The organism is Prevotella sp. HMSC073D09 (assembly GCF_001814145.1).
Lineage (GTDB): Bacteria > Bacteroidota > Bacteroidia > Bacteroidales > Bacteroidaceae > Prevotella > Prevotella conceptionensis.
In genome coordinates, this window is record NZ_KV815025.1 from 1 (window position 1) to 1,128 (window position 1,128).

General features: G+C 48.9%; 1 protein-coding gene and 1 pseudogene. Both read right to left on the bottom strand.

Annotated features, from left to right (window positions below; translation table 11 throughout):
- Positions 1-749, bottom strand: a 749-nt coding sequence (locus tag HMPREF2955_RS01210) for a hypothetical protein (protein ID WP_070720137.1), incomplete at its 3' end; no start/stop codon positions are given.
- A 112-nt stretch (positions 750-861) separates the two neighbouring features.
- A pseudogene (locus HMPREF2955_RS01215) lies at positions 862-1,128 on the bottom strand (PorT family protein); the annotation flags it as partial.

The window sequence follows — 1,128 nt, forward strand, 5'->3', positions numbered from 1 at the left end:
AGGTCGCTCAGCAGGTAGAGTCGCGCGGCTACCTGCGGCATGATGATGTGATAACGAAAGACCGTCTTCTCGTCGATGTTGCCGATTTGCTTATGTTCCTTTAAGGTAGAAGACAGCCACGTGTAGTCTGCCGCCAATTCAACGCCAAGGCGGTCGTGCCGCCAAAGGGCAAAAACGCCTATCGAGGGAACAAACGCACCGTTTTCTTCCATCGTATAACGAGGACGGACGGCTCCGTCTTCCACCAAGGCACCAAGGTTACCGATAATGCTGTAACCCACTCCGGCACGGATGCCGATACGGGTTTGGTAATACCGTTTGTGCGAGAAAATACGCCTCGGCTTGGGCTCGCGAATGATTTCCGCCGTATCTATTACCACATCGTCAGATTCAGGTTCTATGCCAGTTTGTTGCTTAGGTTGTTCTTTGGGTGTTTCTTGCACAACAGCAGGTTCCGCTTTCTTTTCTATAACAGCCACTTTTTCTGCGGGTTGAAGAGCAGAGGCGGCGATAACCTTTCTTTTCCTCTTTGGCTTTGAAACCTTATGCCACGCTTTTGGCGAAACTGTTGCCGTGCCTTGTTTGATGGTGTCTTGCGGGGTAGAAGCCGAGGGGGTTGCCTGAGGTGTCGGCACATCTTCCTCATCATGTTTGCAAAGTCGTAAACACAACAAGATAATGAGGATAACGATTAACGCAACAATGCCGCTAATGACATTGCGGCGGGTATTGGGAGTAGAATTGCCCATAGGCACTTTCCTATTATTTACATGAAATGTGTTGTAATAAAACCAAACCTAAATCTTATGCCAATCTTGGCAAAGAGGGGAAAGAGAGTAAGGATAAGAACTGGGTCAGAACTTATCGGATATTAATCATATAGCCCACCGTCAGTTCAATCTGCTGATTGTGGTTGTCGTGTTCCACCCAGTTATAGGTGTTTGTTTCGGTCTTGATACTGTTGGTCAGACTGTAATGATAGCGCAAGTCGAGCGTCATGCCGAATGGGAAGTCATAGCCGATACCGCCGCCCAATGCCGCATCGGGACGGCCTTTGAGTTTGTCTTTGAGCATGCGTTCGGTCTCTTTTACGCTGGGATAACCCAACGCCGAGAACTTCGCATCCTC